The 17,348-nt window shown below is 68.4% G+C and carries 10 protein-coding genes and 2 pseudogenes; 7 read left to right on the top strand and 5 right to left on the bottom strand.

Annotation, left to right across the window (positions count from 1 at the left end):
• Window position 1: 1 nt before the first annotated feature.
• Window positions 2–1,060: a vWA domain-containing protein gene (locus tag AB0H86_RS13165; RefSeq protein WP_362436621.1), complete on the bottom strand. Its 1,059-nt coding sequence runs from the start codon at window positions 1,058–1,060 to the stop codon at window positions 2–4.
• Window positions 1,061–1,315: 255 nt separating this feature from the next.
• On the opposite strand from AB0H86_RS13165, the gene AB0H86_RS13160 reads away from it, so the two are divergent.
• Both AB0H86_RS13160 and AB0H86_RS13155 read left to right on the top strand, forming a co-directional pair.
• Complete coding sequence (locus AB0H86_RS13160) at window positions 1,316–1,966, top strand: hypothetical protein (RefSeq protein ID WP_362436619.1); 651 nt, start codon at window positions 1,316–1,318, stop codon at window positions 1,964–1,966.
• 398 nt (window positions 1,967–2,364) lie between these two features.
• The gene (locus AB0H86_RS13155) at window positions 2,365–5,298 is read left to right on the top strand and encodes a family 16 glycoside hydrolase (protein ID WP_362436617.1); all 2,934 of its coding nucleotides are present in this window, start codon (window positions 2,365–2,367) and stop codon (window positions 5,296–5,298) included.
• A gap of 8 nt (window positions 5,299–5,306) precedes the next feature.
• Here the strand turns inward: AB0H86_RS13155 and AB0H86_RS13150 are convergent.
• Window positions 5,307–5,984: pseudogene (locus AB0H86_RS13150) on the bottom strand (hypothetical protein); the annotation flags it as partial.
• Between the two features lie 321 nt (window positions 5,985–6,305).
• On the opposite strand from AB0H86_RS13150, the gene AB0H86_RS13145 reads away from it, so the two are divergent.
• Entirely contained in the window at window positions 6,306–7,262 is a 957-nt protein-coding gene (locus tag AB0H86_RS13145; protein ID WP_362436615.1) for a hypothetical protein, read from the top strand.
• Window positions 7,263–7,331: 69 nt separating this feature from the next.
• Here AB0H86_RS13145 and AB0H86_RS13140 read toward each other — a convergent pair whose 3' ends face one another.
• The 3 genes from AB0H86_RS13140 to AB0H86_RS13130 are packed head-to-tail and all read right to left on the bottom strand — an operon-like array spanning window position 7,332 to window position 12,404.
• Window positions 7,332–10,088 (bottom strand): alkaline phosphatase family protein, encoded by a 2,757-nt coding sequence (locus AB0H86_RS13140; protein WP_362436613.1) that lies wholly within the window; start codon window positions 10,086–10,088, stop codon window positions 7,332–7,334.
• Window positions 10,089–10,092: 4 nt separating this feature from the next.
• Window positions 10,093–11,463: an ABC transporter permease gene (locus AB0H86_RS13135; protein ID WP_362436611.1), complete on the bottom strand. Its 1,371-nt coding sequence runs from the start codon at window positions 11,461–11,463 to the stop codon at window positions 10,093–10,095.
• The gene (locus AB0H86_RS13130; RefSeq protein ID WP_362436609.1) at window positions 11,460–12,404 is read right to left on the bottom strand and encodes an ABC transporter ATP-binding protein; all 945 of its coding nucleotides are present in this window, start codon (window positions 12,402–12,404) and stop codon (window positions 11,460–11,462) included. Before AB0H86_RS13130 ends, AB0H86_RS13135 begins: the two co-directional genes overlap by 4 nt.
• A 346-nt stretch (window positions 12,405–12,750) precedes the next feature.
• Between AB0H86_RS13130 and AB0H86_RS13125 the strand changes: the two genes are divergently transcribed.
• From AB0H86_RS13125 to AB0H86_RS13110, 4 genes and pseudogenes are all read left to right on the top strand, one after another.
• Window positions 12,751–14,964, top strand: coding sequence for an MMPL family transporter (locus AB0H86_RS13125; protein WP_362436607.1), 2,214 nt, complete (start codon window positions 12,751–12,753; stop codon window positions 14,962–14,964).
• Between the two features lie 4 nt (window positions 14,965–14,968).
• A complete protein-coding gene (locus tag AB0H86_RS13120) occupies window positions 14,969–16,153 on the top strand; it encodes a sensor histidine kinase (protein WP_362436605.1) in 1,185 nt (394 codons plus the stop codon).
• Between the two features lies 1 nt (window position 16,154).
• A complete protein-coding gene (locus AB0H86_RS13115; RefSeq protein ID WP_362436603.1) occupies window positions 16,155–16,856 on the top strand; it encodes a response regulator transcription factor in 702 nt (233 codons plus the stop codon).
• 57 nt (window positions 16,857–16,913) lie between these two features.
• Window positions 16,914–17,312, top strand: a pseudogene (locus AB0H86_RS13110) (thioesterase family protein); the annotation flags it as partial.
• Between the last annotated feature and the right edge of the window lie 36 nt (window positions 17,313–17,348).

Genomic DNA, 17,348 nt, shown 5'->3' with positions numbered 1-17,348 from the left:
TTCAGAGCATGATGAGCAGACGCGTCTTGGGCTTGAGTTTCCTATTCACCGAACGACTCTGAACGTAGACCTCCAACTTGGGGTTGTTCCCCGCCTTCACGGAGACGGTTCCCTGGACACCCGTACCGAACAAAAGGCTGCGTGCCGCGTCGCCCGTATAGGCGCGGTCGGTGTCTTTCTCGACCACGATGACTTCCTTGTTCTGCTGAACCTGAGCCCGGGCGCCCAGCTGGTAGTAACACGAACCACGTTCGTACGTCACTCCCGGATGAGAGTCGACGAAGGGGCGAATCTCGACTTCCTTGTCGACTTTCAGGAGCCGGTACCTGTCAGCCGGAATCGGTTCGAGGTTCGCTCGCACCTCGTCAACCGATATGTCCTGGCCGACGGCGAACAGGTTCTTCGTGCCGCGCACCCCCTGCTCACGCCCGCGGAGGAAGCTGGTGGCGGCGGCGCGCACGGTGCCGATCGCCTCCTCGACGCCCTTCTGGGAATCCGCATCCCAGATGGCGATGTTCCCGGCTGGGAATCCGTAGTTCTGGGCGGTGCGCTTGGCCAGGGAGTTCGGAACGAGGATCGCGGAAGTCCAGTGGCCCGGAAGCCCGTTCATCTTCGCCGTGATCTTGTCGAGCCAGGGGCCGAGGATGGTCATGTCGCCGTCGTGCCGCCTGTCGCCGCCGGAGGCGTTCTCCTCACCGTCCGTCACGACGATCTGGAGGAAGCTGTGTTCGCCGTATTCCTCCCAGATATGGCCCAGGTCGTCCAGAGACTTCAGAGAAGCCTCGATGAGTGCCGTAGCGCCATTGTTGACCTGGTACAGCCCTCGCATGGACGGCAGATGCTTCACGTCCATGTCCCAGACCAGGTTCTCCACCCTGTGGTCGAAGGAGTAGAGGCTGATCCGTGTTTCGTGGCCGAGGCTGTCGGACTCGGACTTCAACCCCGCCACGAACTCGTCCACAACCCGAATGAGTTGACTCTCGTGCGGACGCATTGAACCCGAACAGTCCACTACCAGCGCGACGTGATTCACCTTGTGCTGAATCTTGTTTGCGGACACGTTTGTGCTCCCCCTCCGAGGCTCCCCGAGTGATGCCTTCATTTTATGGGGAGGCACTGACAACGGCGTTTGACGCCCCATCACCCGCCTGCATCCAGCGCTGTGTCCAGCACCCAGGAGACGCCCGGCGGTCGCGGGGACGCGCGCGTGGGGGCCGCCACCGCCACAACCACCACCGCCACCGCCACCACCACCGCCACTGAGGCTCGCTGCTGAGCTGATGCTCCGGCGGATTGAGTACGGGTACTCATGTGAGTGGCCGTCAGCAGCCTGCATGGTACGGATATGCGATCATTTTTCCTCCCGAAGCCTTTGCTGGCGGCCGCGCTCGGCGGCGTCGTCGTCCTGGCAGGCTTCGGCGCGCAGAACGCTACCGCCGATCAGACCTCCAAGGTCACCACCGTCGCGGCGAGCTACGACGACGCGGAGGCACGGTTCCTCGAGATGGCGAGCCTCCTCTCGCAGAACTGTGACCCGGACGTATCCAGCGGCGTCGATGACGTGACGTCAACTTCCCTGGCCGGCACCACGGCAGCGCAGCCGACCCCCGACACCACTCAGCCCATCCTGGTCGACCCGGTGCCGCTGACCTCGAGCGAGGTGTGCGCCGCCCAGAAGCACCAACTGCGCATCAGCGGGGCGTTCTTACGGACGGACACAGCCACGTACGAGGAGATGCGGAACAAGCTGACGAGCCTGAACTACCCGGCGGCGCGGATCCACCGCATGCCGGACTTCTCGGGCCAGCCCGTGGCAAGGATCGACCTGCGGGTAGGGGCCGAGCACTTGGCTCTGGAGGTCACCGACCTCAACGCCGGCTTGATGGTTCGGGCGTTCGGCGCTCCGCAGGACGTGAGCGTGACCGAGGTACGGCTGAGGCTGCAGCTGGATTGGCCCACATCGTGAGGCCCCACATCCTGAGGCCCCACATCCTGAGTCCCTGATCCTGGCAGGCCCGGAGCAGGCGAACCGGGGCGCGCTGTCCGGGCCGTCTGCTCCCCACTCTCCACCAGTTTCTCCTTTCTGAGGACAAAGTATGGACGGTTTCGTATGCCGTTCGTACGCTGGGCGTCGCTTTCGTGCGGAAGTCCGCGTGCATCACCGCGGAACGCCGCCGTACCACTCGTACGTGCACGAACTCCACTCCGCGGACGCGGCCACCCCGGCGCGTCGCCTCGCAGCGCCCAGCAGGAGGAAGAGTGACGCCACGCAAGTCCCCGAGCCCCCGTCGTAACCGCCGTAGCCGCCGTAGAGCACGAAGAACCGCCGGGTTACTTCTCACGGTCCTTTTCGCGGGCGGCCTCATGGCCCCCGTCGCCGGCGCCGGGGAGAAGCCGTACGCGGATCTGCCGCCCCAGGAACCCGGTGTCACCCTCCGTGTTTTCGACCTCCAGTCCCCGCTGAGCGAGCTCTGCGACCTCAAGCCCGCCCAGACGCCCAACGTCGACAGACTGATCCCCACCGTCGACTGGTCCTCCACCGAGGGCTTCGGCTTCACCGACAACTTCGTGTCGCAGATCATCGGCAACATCAGTGTTCCCGCTGACGGCACGTACGCCTTCCGTCTGATCAGCGACGACGGCTCCCGCCTCTTCCTCGGCGACGAGAAGGTCATCGACCACGACGGACTGCACGGCGCGGAGCCCAAGGACGGCGAGGTCACGCTCACCCCCGGCTACCATGCCCTGCGCATCGACCACTTCGACCGCGGTGGCGGACAGCAGGTCACCCTCCAGTGGAAGCCGCCGGGCGCCGACGAGTTCACCCTCGTCCCGAACTCCGTTCTCAGTACCGACGCCGGTGTCGTCCGGGTCACCGCCCCCGGCCGTAAGGAGTGCGAGGGCACCTATGACACCCCCGGCGACGGCCTCCCGTTGACCTCGGTCAACCCGGGTTACACCCTCACCGATCTGCGTCCCGAGGGCTTCGAGCCGCAGGTCTCGGCGATGGACTGGATGCCGGGCGGCCGGCTCGCCGTGACCACGTGGGGCGGCAGCACCCAGACGCAGGGAGAGGTGTACATCCTCGACAACGTCACGGGTGACACCGGTCCGGAGAAGGTCACCTACAAGAAGATCGCCGATGGCCTGAAGGAGCCGATGGGGATCAAGTACGTCGACGGAAAGCTGTACGTCTCGGAGAAGCACCAGCTCACCGAGCTGTCCGACACCGACGGCGACAACACCGCGGGCGAGATCCGCAAGGTCGCCGAGTGGCCGTACGGAGGGAACTTCCACGAGTTCGCCTTCGGACTGCTCTACGAGGACGGGAACTTCTATCTGAACCTGTCCGTCGCCATCAACTACGGCGGCGCGACGACCGATCCGCAGCCCGCCCCCAACCGCGGCACCACCATCAAGGTGAACAAGAAGACAGGAAAGGTCAGTTACCTGGCCGGCGGCCTGCGCACACCGAACGGGATCGGACGGGGACCCAAGGGCGAGCTCTTCGTCACCGACAACCAGGGCGGCTGGCTGCCCGCCTCCAAACTGGTTCACATCAAGCCAGGCCGGTTCTTCAACCACCACACCAACCCGGACGGCCCGTTCGAGAACGCCACCGTCACCAAGCCGGTGCTCTGGCTGCCGCAGAACGAGATCGCCAACTCACCCAGCACACCTATGCTGTTGAAGAAGGGGCCCTTCGCCGGGCAGATGCTCTTCGGCGATGTCACCTACGGCGGAATCCAGCGCGCCGACCTGGAGAAGGTGGACGGCGAATACCAGGGCGCGGTGTTCCGGCACACACAGGGCCTCGAGGCCGGCATCACCCGCATCAGCACCGGACCGGACGGCGCGATCTACGCGGGCGGCCTGGGCGCCGACGGGAACTGGGGCCAGGAAGGCAAACTCCGCTTCGGCCTTCAGAAACTCACGCCGAACGGCAAGAGCGTCTTCGACATCAAGACCATGCGGGCCACCCGTGACGGCTTCGAAATCACCTACACCGAGCCTCTGTCGGAGGAGACCGCCGCTGCCGTGACGAGCGGCGCCTACTCGGTCGAGCAGTGGCGCTACGCCCCCACCCCGGCGTACGGGGGCCCCAAGGTCGACGAGGAGGCCCTTCCCGTCGCGGCGGCCCGGATATCCGACGACCGTCGCATGGTCCGGCTCACCATCCCCGGCCTGAAGACCGACCGGGTGGTGCATGTGCGTTCGCCGCGCCCCTTCGCTTCGGTGGACGGTGAGCAACTCTGGTCCACCGAGGCCTGGTACACCCTGAACGCACGCCCCGGTCCCGAGCAGCCCATCACCTCGTACGACGCCGAATCGGCACGTCTGTCCGGCGGAGCGGACATCGACACCGAGCATGCCGGCTACACCGGCGGCGGCTTCGTCGACGGATTCAACGCCGAGGGCGCCACCGCCACCTTCGAGGTCGACGCACCCGCGAAGGGCGGCTACGACATCGGCCTGCGCTACGCCAACGGCCCCAACCCCTTCACCGGCACGAAGACGATCAGCGTCAGCGTCAACGGCGGACAGGCGCGGCAGACCAGCCTCCCCTCCACCGGCGCCTGGAACCGCTGGTCCACCCGGACCGAGCGGCTCGCCCTCCGCAAGGGACGCAACACCATCACGTACACCTACCGGCCCGAGGACACCGGCAATGTCAACCTCGACATGATCGACGTGCGCCGACCGGTCAGCCGTATCGACCTGTTCTCCGGCGGCAGCCTCGCCACCGCATGGCAGCACAGTGACGGCCGAAGCGCCCAATGGCCGCACAGCGCCGAGGACTCCATCGAGGTGTGCTGCGGCGACATCCGCACCAAACAGTCCTTCGGCGACTTCAGGCTGCACGCCGAATTCCGGGTGCCGAAGCTGCCGGACGACGTCACCGGGCAGGACCGCGGCAACAGCGGCATCTATCTCCAGGAGCGGTACGAGATCCAGATCCTGGACTCCTTCGGGGTGGAGAAACTCGCCTCGAACGAGGCCGCGGCCATCTACACCAAGAAGGCCGCCGACCTGAACGCCGCCACCGCACCCGAAACCTGGCAGACGTACGACATCGTTTTCCGTGCGGCCCGTTTCGACGCCGCAGGCCAGAAGACGGATGACGCCAGGATCACCGTGGTGTGGAACGGCAGGACAGTCCACGACAACGTCGCGGTGGACGGCCCGACCGGCGGTGGCGACGCCGAATCGGCCGCGGCGGGCGCGATCCGGCTCCAGGACCACGGGAACAAGGTCCGCTTCAGGAACCTCTGGATCGAACCTGCCGACGGGGCTTAACAGGACGGCTACTTGAGGTAGACGAGGCCGTCGGTCGTGATGGCGGGACGCCCGCTGGTGCCGACCACGACGATCCTGACGGTGTGCTTGGCACTGCCGGACCAGGTCTTGGTCCAGGTACCGGACTTGGCGGCGGAGGTCTCCTGCAGGATCACCGGCGTGAAGGAGGGGGACGACGTGCGGGTGTTGCCCGCGTGGTCGGACGCCTTCATCGACCAGGTGGAGGCGGCACCGGACTTGGCGGTGCGGCTGGAGCTGGTCGTGGTCGGGCCGAAGGTGGCCGTCGTCGGGGACAGCAACTGCACGGACTTCAGCGCCTTGTCGTCGGTGGCCCTCCATCCGAGGGTCACCGGGACGGCGGTCGTGTTCACGGTGCCGGTCCGCAGGGAGAGCTTGGGCGTGGTGGTGAAGGTCGGCGCGGTCGTCTCCGCCACCACGCTCAGCGCGGCGGTGGTCGCGGTCCTGCCGGACTGGTGCACGGCCCGTACGGCGACGGTGTGGCCGCCCAGGGGCAGGGCGGCGCCGACCGAGGCGGCCGTACCGGAGGCGGTGGCGGCGACCTTCCCGTCCACCAGCAGCTCGAACCTGGAGATCAGCGAGCCCGGCGTGGTGGTCGTCCAGTGCGCGGTGATGGCGCCCTTGGTGTAGTACGTCGAGCCCGACAGGCCCGCGCCGCCGACCGACGAACGTCCGGGGCGGCGAAGGCGACCGCGGCCGACGCGCCCAGCGCGGCCCGACCTGTCCAGCGCGCCCCGACCGACCGACATCACGGGAAACAGGCTGTGATGATGCAGATCACTGCGATGTGCCGGGCGGTGGACGCGATGTCGGCACCGGCACCCCTAAACCCACTTACGCAACACGAGTGAATCAGCTGACTTTTCTGCTTTGTGCAGGTGGTGAGTCTCATACGGTCGTGCACGGCTCCGGCGGCCGTACGGGAGGCATCGCGGGCGCGGGCGGTTGAAGGCGCACCTGATGTTGGGCTTGGGGAGGGTTCCGGACGTGTGCAGGATCCACACGAGTCGCTGCCGTTGGACCAGTACGGGTGTGTGGTGCGCGGACGGTGGGCCGTCGAGAGTCGGGCGGCACGGATGATGGCTCTCGGGATGTCGGTCGGCTGCTGGCTGCTGACGGTCTCGCTCCTGTTCCGCGTCCGGGGCGCGCGGGGGCGGGTGCGGACGCGGCTGCTGCTGTTGGCGGGTTCCGCGGCCGCCGGGGGTGCCTACCGGACGGCGATCGCCGTGCTGTCGGCTCAACCGGCGCGGGAACCGGACGTGCGGGGATCGGTCGGTTTGGTGGTGCTCACCGGGGTGACCATGGCGGTCGGCCTGGGGGCGGCCGGTCTGGTAGTCGCGGCCGATGCCGGTACGGGTCCGCACGCGTGGCTTCGGCGTGTGCTTGACGGGGCCGTCACGGCCGGGGCCGTGTTCCTGGCGGGATGGGTACTCCTGGGGAGAGCCGGTGACGGCTGGCGGCTGGAGACGGGAATGGTCGGCGTCCTGTGGACGTCGGAAGTCGTGTTCCTCAGTTTTCTGCTCGCACTGCTACGTCTCGTACGGGGCGACCAGCGGGCCACGTTGTGGGTGGGCGTCGCCGGACTTTCCCTGACGTTGATCGGCGACAGCCTGCGACTGTGGACGGCCGGCGCACCTGGGCCTGAGGCGATGTCCTCCCAACTGGCCGACGTCTGCGTCACCGCGGGGCTGTTGGTGGCTGCTGTCAGTCCATGGGTGCCGGGTGGGGCGAGTGTGCTGGCCGCGGGTCGGCCCGCGCTGCGCTCGGGGATAGAGGGAGCCGCGGCCTTCATTCCCCTGACCGTCTGCACGGTCACGGCGCTGGGATACGCGTTGGCACCTCATGCCGGCGACCCGGTGCCGCTGTTGGTCGGCGGGACGGCACTGCTGGGCCTGTGGGCCCGCCAGACGTTCCTGCCGAGCGAGAACATCGGACGGGACGACTGAGCTCTCTTCTCCCAGGTCCCTTGGCCGGCGTCACCGCCGGCCAAGGGACCTTGTGGTGATCAGCGTGCGTCAGCCGTCGGACTCCGACGACGGGATGTAGGCGCCGGGCACGTCCTTCGGGGCGAAGATCTTGTCCTCGCCCGGGTACGGCTTCTTCCAGCCGTGTGTCTCGTACCACGTGAAGTGGTTCATCTGCGCGGGGTTCGCGAAGTCGGGCACGGCGCTCGGACCGGTCAGCCGCTGCTTCGACTTCCACGTCTCCCACTGCGCCGCGAGCGCCTGCTTGTCCGCCGGCACCTTCGCCGACGGCACGGCGGCCGCGTTCGGGTCCTGCGGCGCCGGGGTGTCCACGCCGCAGGCGGGCGGGGTCGACAGGCCCGCGGTCAGCGAGGTCCGGTTGGGCAGCGCCTTGAACGGCGTGTAGTCCGGGCGCGGGGTGAACGCCCCACGCATCGGGGTGGCCGCGCTGTCCTTCTGGTTCATCGGGTGGACCCCGAGGATCTGCTCGATGGTCCGGATCATGGTGATCTGCGAGTAGTAGTGGTTGTCGACCGTGCCGTGCTGGGCCCAGGGGCTGATGATCTGGATCGGGGCACGGTGGCCGTCGACGTGGTCGAGGCCGGCCTGGGAGTCGTCCTCGACGACGAAGATCGCCGAGTCCTTCCAGTACGAGCTGTGTGAGATCTCGTCGACGATCTTGCCGGTCGCGAGGTCGTTGTCCGCGACCTGGGCGGGCGCGTTCGCCGGGCCGCCGGTGTGGTCGCTGGAGAGCCAGAACATGTTCAGGTTCGCCGGCCCGTTCTTCTCGAAGTCCTGCTTCCAGATCTCGGACCGGTAGATGTCCGGGACGCTGGTGTCGAACTTCGGGAAGCCGGGCACCGACACGCTGTTGAGCGACGGGATCGGCGAGGACGAGTTCAGCGGGTAGGCGGTGCCCTGCCCGGTCGCCGCCATGTTCTTGGAGTCGCAGTACAGGTTCTGCCAACTCGCGTCCGCCGGCTTGGTCAGGAACTGCTGGAACTCACCGAAGTCCCGTACGGACTTCCCGGCGGCCTGCGCGCCGGTCCACAGGAAGCCGGTCCGCTGGTGGCCGAGAGCGTCGTCCTCGGTGTCGTAGCTGCGCTGGTACTCACCGGCCGAGGACTCGGTGTACTCCGGGTCGTCGGCCTGCATCAGCCAGTTGTGGCCCTCGGCGGAGTTGGTGCCGATGTCGTACGTGTTGTCGTACAGCCCGAACTGCTCGGCCAGCGCGTGCTGGTTCGGCGTCACGTTCTCGCCGAACTCCGCCAGCGACGGGTCGCCGTTGCCCTGCGGGACGTCACCGAAGACCTGGTCGTAGGTCCGGTTCTCCTTGACGATCAGGAAGACGTGCTTGATCGTCGACGGGTCGCCGAGCCGCTGGGGGACCGGAACCGGCTTCGCGTGGCTCGTGCCCTCGGCCCGCGTGACCGAGCCGCCGGTCCAGCCGTTCTGCTGGAAGACCTTGGCCGTCTGGGACTTGATGACGCTGTCGCTCGGCAGCGTGAACCGCTGCAGGCTGGACGTGGTGTCGTGCGTGGCGTGCCCGGCGCTGGTGGTGGGACGGCGGGCGTCGATGCCACGGGTGTTGGAGACGACGACCTGGTTGCCGACGGTGGCGATCTCCGCGGGGAAGTAGTCCGTCGGGAGCAGACCGACGTAACTGACCGGCTCCTGCGGGCTCGTGTACCGGTAGACGGCGACCGCGTTGGCACGGCCCAGCGTCACCAGCAGATGACCGTCGTCGGTGAGTGTCACCGCGTCGGGCTCGTAGCCCACGGACGCCTCAGGCCACGGCTGGGTGGCGATGGTCTGGACGACCTTGTCGCTCGCGGTGTTGATGACCGACACGTCGTTGGTGGCCGTGTTGGTGACGAACAGTGCGCCCTTCTTGGCGTACAACGCGGTCGGGTGCAGACCGACGTTGATGCTTCCGACGGCGGCGGACAGGTTCGCCAGGTCGATGACACTGACCGTGCCCGTGGTGGTGGCCGCCGTCTTCGGGTCGGCCGGCACCTGGGTGCCGTACGAGTTGATGGTGGTGTCGCCGGGCTTCGCCGGACGGCCGCCCTCGTTGCTGACGTAGAGCTTGTCGCCGACCTTGACCATGTCACGCGGGGCGTTGCCCACGGCCCAACTCCGCTGGACGGTCCCGGTCGAGGCGTCGATGGCGACCACGCGGTTCTGGCCGTTGACGGCGGAGTACACGGTGGAGCCGTCGGGCGAGAACACCGCCTCGCCCACCAGAGCGTGCTTGGCCCCGTCCGCCGGAATGCTGACGGACGTCGGGTTGGCGACGCTGCCGTCGGGGTTCACCGTGAACCTGGTGTAGCCGTCGGTCTGCCCCAGCCACAGCTGCGTACCGTCGGGCGAGTAGGTGGGGCCCTCCTGGCCCACGCTGGTGTTGCTGATGCGCGGGTTCGAAGACGCGGAGGCGCTGACCAGCTGCTGCACCTTCCAGCTCTTCAGGTCCACGATGGACAACGCCGCCCCACCGTCGGTGACCGCGGCCGCGAGGTGGGTGCCGTCCGGGCTGACCGAGGACGACATGATCTTGCCGTTGTTGACGACGAGGCGATCGCCGTACGGAGCGATGTACTGGTTGCTGGAGATGACCTGGCCGCGATCGGTGACCTGGCCGACCTGGTCGGTGCCGAACTGGTTCGTCTGGGCGAAAGCGGTGCCGGCGGCGACCAGGGCGACAGCGGTGGTGCCCGTCGTCAGCAGGGGTATCCGGCGGCCGAGGCGTCTGCCGAGAAGGCTGAAACGTTCCTTCTCGGCACGCCTGCGACGGCGTGTGACCTGCATGGAGTTATCCCTTCGGGGTGGTGGCGAGCAGTTCGACGTTGCCGTCGAACTGCCAGAGCGGGTTGGGTGCGTCCCCGATCGGGGTCCGCACCAGGAAGTAGCCGTTCACTTCCTTCGGCCCGTCGCCGTCGGCGACGAACCGCCCGTCGGAGGTGACGTCGAGCTGGTAGACGGCCGTGCCGACGGCCTCGACGTCGGGGAGATGCCAGGAGACGACGCAGCGCCAGTCGTTGCCCGGTCCCTCGGCGGTGACGTGGCCGGCGCTCTTGTTGCACGCCGCCGTGGCCCGCAGCTGCGCCTCGGTCACGTCCGGGCGGTCCAGCTGCTCGGTCTGCAGGCGGTAGAGGTGGGCGAAAGCCGTGGCGACCGACCGCTGCACCTTGTTCTGCCGGATCCCGGAACCCGCCGACGGGGTCGCCACGGCGACGACCGTGACCGTGAGGGCGACCAGTGCGACCAGTGGCAGCAGTCCGGTGGTGATCGCGCGGCGCCCCGAGCCGTCGTAGGTCAGGTCGGTGAAGTCGCGCCGCAGGAAGAGCAGATAGGCCAGCGCGGTCGCGAGCCCGGCCCACACCAGGCTGACAACGATGCCGATGAGGAGCGGGCCGAGCTGTGCCGGGCTGGTGAACAGGCCCTTCCAGGCGATGAACGCGTAGCCGGGCAGGGCGAGGCGGACCGCGACGGGCAGCGGCAGCATCTGGGCGATCTGCATCGCGAGCGCGACGAGCGCCGGCAGCAGCAGTCCCATCGGGGACCGTCCCAGCGCGACCGACCCGAGTAGTCCGATCGCGGCCAGCGCCAGGGTCGGGGCGAGCACGCAGACCCAGGCGAGGAGGACCTTTCCGGCGGCGTCCGCCGGCGCCAGCAGGTGGCCGTCCAGGCCCACCAACGGCTGGTTGCCGACCGCGACGACCCCGCCGACCGCGCTGGAACAGGCCAGCCCGGCCACGAGCAGCAGGATGACGCTGAGGCTGGCCAGTGCCTTCGCCACGAAGATCCGTCGAGGCGACCGGACCGCCACGAGCAGATGACGCCAGGTGCCGAGCCGGTCCTCGGAGGCGAACACGTCACCCGCGACCACCGAGGTCAGCAGCGGCAGCGCCCAGGTGCCCGCGAAACCGAGCATCACCAACGGCCCGGCCCACCCCGTGGCGTGCATCCAGCGACCGAAGAGGGTGTCGGTGGGGAGCGTGCTCTGCCGGCTCACCGCGGCGACGAAGAACGCCGGCGCGATCCAGCAGGCGAGGACGAGCAGGCGGATCCGCCATTGCGACACCAGCTTGACCAGCTCGAAGCGGTAGCCGCGCCGTACGGTGACGCGACTGGCAACGGCAGCACGCTCGTTGACCCGGTCCTTGACTACGGTCGCGGTCATCTGCCGGTCTCCTGCTGTTCGGTGAGGGCGAGGAACGCGGCCTCGAGCGGCGACACCACGGGGGTGAGCTCGCGCACCGCGATGTCCGCGTGCACGAGCCGCTTGACCAGTTCGTCGAGAGCGGGCAGCAGTGCCCGTACGACGAGGCCCTCGCCGGCGCCGTGCCGTGCCCCGGCGCCGTCCACGACATGGATCCCGGCCGTGCCGGCGGCCTCCCGGCGGGCGGCCCGCGCGTCGGAGGTGAGCAACCGGTAGTCGAGTTCACGGTTCTCGGTGGCCAGCTTGTCGAGCGGTCCGGAGAAGACGACTCGTCCGGTCGCGAGGATGGTGACCTCGGAGCACAGCGCCTCCAGGTCGTCCATGCGGTGACTTGAGAGCACGACGCTGGTGCCGTCCGCCGCGAGTTGGCCGAGGACACCGTGAACGTGCCTTTTCCCCGCCGGGTCGAGGCCGTTGGCAGGTTCGTCGAGCACCAGCAGCCGGGGCTTGGTCAGCAGGGCGGCGGCGAGCCCGAGCCGCTGGCGCATCCCGAGGGAGAAGCCGCGGGCCCGGTCGTCGGCGACTTCGGTGAGCCCGACCTGGTCGAGCACGTCGTCGATCCCCGCTGTCCGTGGGTCGCCACCGCGCAGATCGGCCAGCGCGGCGAGATTCTGCCTCGCGGTGAGCGAGGGATAGAGTCCGGGCCCGTCCACGAAACCGGCGACACCGAAGGGAGCGTCGAGCGCCCGTCCGACTGGCGTACCCAGGATCTCGAGACGACCGCTGTCGGCGACGGCCAGGCCCAGCAGGAGGCCGAGCAACGTCGTCTTGCCGGCGCCGTTCGGCCCCACCAAACCGTGTATCTGACCCTGGGTCACATCCAGGTCGATGCCGTCGAGTGCGACGACGTCGCCGAAACATTTGGTGATCCCGCGCGCCCGGACTGAAAGGAGTGTGTCCATGGGTCCCTTCTTTCACAGCCTTCAGGGACCTTAGGGAATGCATAAAGCGCAAGCAGGAACGCCGAATTGAACGTTGGGGGAACGGGAGAAGATCCGGCCGTCGCCGCGCTACTGACCTGCAACTATGCCCCGCGTCTTTTCGATCACCGGATCGCCGGATCACAAATAGCCTGGGCAGTAAACAAGCAATGAGCCAGAATTGGGCAAAGCCCGGACATGTTAAGTCCGTTCGAATTATCGTGCCGCAGTTCGGTGCGCCGATCCGGCCGGGTCCACCAGTTGGTGGACCTCAGGTTCAACCTGTCGAGGCTGTCGGCGCGAACACCCGACGACCAGCATGAATGCCATGAAGAATCTCCCTGTACGCATGGCTCGTTGGAGCGCCGGACACCCGTGGCGCGCGATCGTCTGCTGGCTCCTGTTCGTGGTCCTCTGCCTGGGCGTGGGCATCACGGTCGGAGGCAACCCGGCCACCGCGGAGGACTTCGGCGTGGGTGAGGCGGGCCGGGCGGAGGCGATGGCCGCCGAGGGCGGACTGCAGCCGCGCCCCGTCGAACGCGTCCTGATCACCGCGCGACCCGGGACCGGCCGGCTCGACCTGACCGCGGCCGACGCCGCCGCCAAGGACGTCGCCGACCGGATGCGGGGGCTGCCCGAGGTGCGCTCGGTGGCCACCCCGGTGCGTGCGGCGAACGGAACCGCCGTACGGGTCGACGTCACCATGAAGGGCCCGGAGTTGGAAGGCAAGAAGCACGTCGACGCGCTGCTCGCGCAGACCGCCGAGGTGCGAAAGGCCAACCCGGGACTGCGGGTGGAGGAGACCGGATCCCCTTCGATCAGCAAGGGCGTCGAAAAGCTGCGCGGTGACGACCTGTCCCGCACCGAGGTGATCGCGCTGCCGGTCACGCTGATCACCCTGCTGCTGGTCTTCAGCTCCGTCGTGATGGCGCTCGTACCGCTGCTGCTCGCGCTCTCCTCGATCGCCGCGGCCATCGGCCTGTCGATGCTGGCGTCGCACGTCTTCCCGGACGCGGGCATCGGCACCAATGTGATCCTGCTGATCGGTCTGGCCGTCGGCGTCGACTACACCCTCTTCTACCTCAAGCGGGAACGGGAGGAGCGGGCCAGGTCGGGCGGCCGCCTCAGCCCGCAGGCCGTCGTGGAGCTGGCCGCCGCCACCTCGGGACGCGCGGTCGTGCTCTCCGGCCTCGCCGTCGCCGTCTCCAGCGCCACCCTGTTCCTCGCGGACGACGTGATCTTCTCCTCGATCGCCACCGGCGCGATCGTCGTCACCCTGGTCGCCGTGCTCAGTTCGCTGACCGTACTGCCGGCCCTGCTCGCCAAGCTCGGCCGACGAGCGGAGCGCCGCGCGGTACGGGGGGAGGCCCGGGCGGCGAAGCGCGGCCAGGCCGTACGGCCCCGGAAGCAGCCCAAGACCGGTCCCGGCCGCCTCACCACCGCGATACTGCGCCCCGTCAGCAAGCACCCCGCCGCCATCCTGACCGGCACCGTCCTCGCCATGCTCGCCCTGGCGGCCCCGGTGCTCGGCCTGAATCTGACCGACATGGGCCGTGAGACACACTCGCGCGCCATCGTCGCCATGCAGACGTACGACCGTCTCAACGCGGCCTTCCCCGAGCTGAAGTCCATGCACCAGATCGTCGTACGGGCGGACGCCGACCGCTCGCCCGAGGTGACCGCCGCCCTGCGCGAACTCGCCGCGAACGTCGAGAACGACCCGCGGCTGAGCGGAACCCCCCAGCTGTCGACCTCGCCGGACCAGCGGATCAGCATGCTCCAGCTTCAAGTGCCGTACTACGTGAGCACCGATGAGGCCCAGTCGTCCCTCAAGGACATCCGCGACAGGTTCGTACCCGAGACCGTCGGCGAGGTCGCCGGCGTAGAGACCGCGGTGGCCGGAGATGTCGCCCGCTACGCCGACTACCCCGCGCACCAGGAGCAGAAGCTGCCGCTGATCATCGGGGCCCTGCTGCTGGTCACCTTCGTCATGACGGTATGGGCGTTCCGCTCGCTGGTCCTCGGCGTGGTCGGCATTCTGCTCAACCTGCTCTCGGCCGCCTCCTCGCTCGGTGTGCTGGTCCTTGTCTTCCAGCACACGTGGGCCGAGGGGCTGCTCGACTTCGACTCCACCGGCTCGATCGGGTCCCGCGTCCCGCTGTTCCTCTTCGTCATCCTCTTCGGCCTGTCCATGGACTACCAGGTGTTCGTGATCAGCCGGGTGCGGGAGGCCGCCATGAACGGGGTGCCCACCCGCAAGGCCGTGATCGAGGGCATCGGCAGCTCGGCCGGCGTGGTCACCAGCGCGGCGGTCGTGATGGTGACCGTGTTCGCCAGCTTCGCCGCCCTGCACCTGATCGAGATGAAGCAGATCGGCTTCAGCCTGTCGGTCGCCGTACTGCTCGACGCGTTCGTCATCCGGATGCTGATCCTGCCCGCGCTCATGCTGCTGCTCGGAGAGGCCAACTGGTGGCCGTCACACGGGATTCACCGGGCTCAGAGCACCATCCAGGCCTCCCGTTCCCTGCAAAAAGTAAGCTGAGTCAATGAATCAGCGGCCGCAGCCCGACGACCGTCACGCCTCCGGCATGTTCCATCTCTGGAACACCATCTCCTGGGTCCTTCTCGGCCTGCTGCCCACGGCCGGCGCCGTACTGGACGCACAAGAGGCCAAGAAATACTGGTCGTTGGGCCTGCTGTCCCTGATCGCTCTCTGCTACGCCATCGTCCTCACCCTGCCGCGCAACCCCGTACTGCGCCCCGAGGTGTTCCTCGTACTGCTCTCGCTCGTCATGGGAGGCATCTCCTACCTGCTGGGAGGTTCCGCCGCGTTCTACGTCGTTTCCCTTCCGCACTTCTGGGTCTTCGCGCGCGGCCCGCGTCTCTCGATCGTCCTGAGCGGCGTCGGCGCGGCGACCACCGTGTTCGGGGGCACCCTGCGACAGGGCTGGAGCCATCAATTCCTCAGCGGGAACAACGTGTTCACGGCTCTCGCCTATGCGGCGGCCGTTGCCCTCGGCCTCTGGCTGCACCGCTTCATCGCACAGAACAACGCACGCACCGAGCAGCTGGCCACCGAACTGGAGGACACGCAGCGGGAGTTGGCGGAGGCCCACCAGCGGCAGGGGGCGGTGGCCGAACGCGAACGCATCGCCCGCGAGATCCACGACACGCTCGCCCAGGGATTCGCCTCCATCATCGTCCTCGCGGAAGCGGCCCGCTCCGCCATCGCCACGGACGCCGAGAAGTGTGACCAGCAGCTGCTGTCGATCGCGCGGACCGCACGCGAGAACTTCGCCGAGGCGCGTGTGCTGGTCGGATCGGCTCCGCGGAGTGGTGTCGCCGCGGGCTCGGTGGCCATGACCTTGCGCAGGACCCTGGACCGGTTCGTCCAGGACACCGGGCTCACCGTCACCACCGAACTGGCGGACGTCACTTGCGACCAGACGACCCGCATCGCGCTGCTGCGCTGCACCCAGGAATCCCTCGCCAATGTGCGCAAGCACGCGGCCGCCACCACGGTGGGAGTCGTCCTGACCCGGTATCCGCACGGCATCGAACTGGAAATCACCGACGACGGCCGGGGCTTCGTGGTCGACGAAGCCGACGGCTTCGGCCTCGTCGGAATGCGCAAACGGCTGGCCGAACTCGACGGTGACCTGGCCGTCACCAGTTCCCTCGGGGACGGAACCCGCGTCCTCGCGATGATCCCCACGAACAGTCAGGACTGACATGGCCGATGCGACCGACCAGGCCACAGCCGATGAGACGGCCGTGGCGGAGCAGGACAGAATTCGCGTGATCGTGGTGGACGACCACACGGTGATGCGCGCGGGCGTCGTCGCCCTCCTGGCATCCGAACCCGGCGTCGCCATCGTGGGGGAGGCGGGCAACGGCAGGGAGGCCGTCGAACTCGTCGAGACCCTCGCTCCCGACCTGGCGCTCATCGACCTGCGCATGCCCGTCCTCGACGGCGTCGCCGCGACCGCGGAGATCGTCGCAGGCAGGGCGCCGACCCGGGTGCTGATCCTCACCACGTACGACACGGATGTGGAGATCGAGCGCGCCGTCGAGGCCGGCGCCATCGGCTACCTCCTCAAGGACACCACCCGCGAGCAACTCGTCGACGCCATCAGATCCGCCGCCCGGGGCGAGACGGTGCTGGCCCCGAAGGTGGCCGAACGCCTCGTCGCACGCATCCGGCGGCCCGCCCCCGTGTCCCTGACCGGCCGGGAACTGGACGTCCTGAACGCGGTCGCCGACGGCCTCTCCAACGCCGAGATCGGCAAGCGCCTGATCATCGGGGAGGCCACGGTGAAGACCCACCTCCTGCGCGTCTTCGCCAAGCTCGACGTCAGCGACCGTACGCACGCGGTGGTCGTGGCCCTGGAACGCGGACTCCTGGTACGCCCGGACCGGAACGAACGGACGTAGGGCCCGCGGGGCACCCTCGGAGGGTGGTCCCGAGAGACCGTCCGCCCCGGCCGCACCCCGTGGTCGATGGCGCCGGTGTGGCCCTGGGGGTACATCGCCTCCCTGGACGTCCGCCCGCTCGTGCCACCCCAGCCGGGTCGAACGACCGCCTGGATCTCCACCCGCCTCGACCTGGTCGCCGGCGAGTGCGGTAGCCCGCTCGCGTCCTACATCGCCCTCGTCGACACCGCCAACGGCATCGCCGTACGACAGCCGCCGACCGCCTGGATGTTCCCCAACGTGGACCTGAGCGTCCACCTCCATCGTCAGCCCGAAGGCCACTGGACCGGCCTGGACACCACGGTCACGTTCGGCCCCACCGACCAGGGCCTCACCCGCACCGTCCTGCACGACATCAACGGCCCGGTCGGACACGCGCAGCAGATCCTCACCGTCCGCCCCGTGCCCGACCACTGAGCGGGCGGCGCCGTGAAGGCCGCCGCCCGCTCGGGG

This window comes from Streptomyces sp. NPDC050997 (assembly GCF_040660135.1).
Taxonomy (GTDB): domain Bacteria; phylum Actinomycetota; class Actinomycetes; order Streptomycetales; family Streptomycetaceae; genus Streptomyces.
The sequence above is the reverse complement of the archived record's forward strand: the minus strand, read 5'-3'. Positions and strand labels throughout refer to the sequence as shown.